General features: G+C 70.7%; 1 pseudogene. It reads right to left on the bottom strand.

Annotated features, from left to right (window positions below):
• Positions 1–45 precede the first annotated feature (45 nt).
• Positions 46–529 (bottom strand): annotated as a pseudogene (locus MKK68_RS13150) (chromosome partitioning protein ParA); the annotation flags it as partial.

The following is a 529-nucleotide window of genomic DNA, read 5'->3' as shown; positions in this document are numbered from 1 at the left end:
GCGGCGCCCGACGTCGGCAAGCTCCTTCGTCCGGGCCGTCGCGGCCTACTCGGCCGCGGTGGTAGCCTCCCTCATCGGCGCGAGCTTCTGCTCGGCCTGGTTTACCTGCGCCTGAAGGTCGGCCAGCTTCTGGGCCTCCGCCTCGGATGCCGCCTTCGCCTCCGCCGCCTTGCCCTCCGCTGCCTGCCGCTCCGATACGAGGCTGACTGACTTGGCCTTGGCCTGCTCGCCGGCCTGGGTTGCGTCCCGGTCCTGTTGCTGGGCCTTGGCGATCCTGGCCTGGAGCGCGGCCAAAGTGCCGGCAGTCGACCGCTGCTGGTCGAGGTCCGTCTGCAGGGCCGTCCGCTGGCTCTCCAACTCGCCGATGCGGTGGTCCCTGGCGCCGCGTTGCCTGGCGCCGGCGATAGAGGCCACGACCAGCCAGAGAAGCAGCACCGCGGCGATGACGGCGAGGCTGAACGGGAGGGGTCGGCGCAGTTCCGAGCGATAGTCGATAGCCATTGCGGTCTCGCGGGCTTGGAGGGTTTGG

It is taken from the genome of Methylobacterium sp. E-016 (assembly GCF_022829745.1).
Taxonomy (GTDB): domain Bacteria; phylum Pseudomonadota; class Alphaproteobacteria; order Rhizobiales; family Beijerinckiaceae; genus Methylobacterium.
Note: the sequence above shows the minus strand (reverse complement) of the source record. Positions and strands in the feature narration are given on the sequence as shown.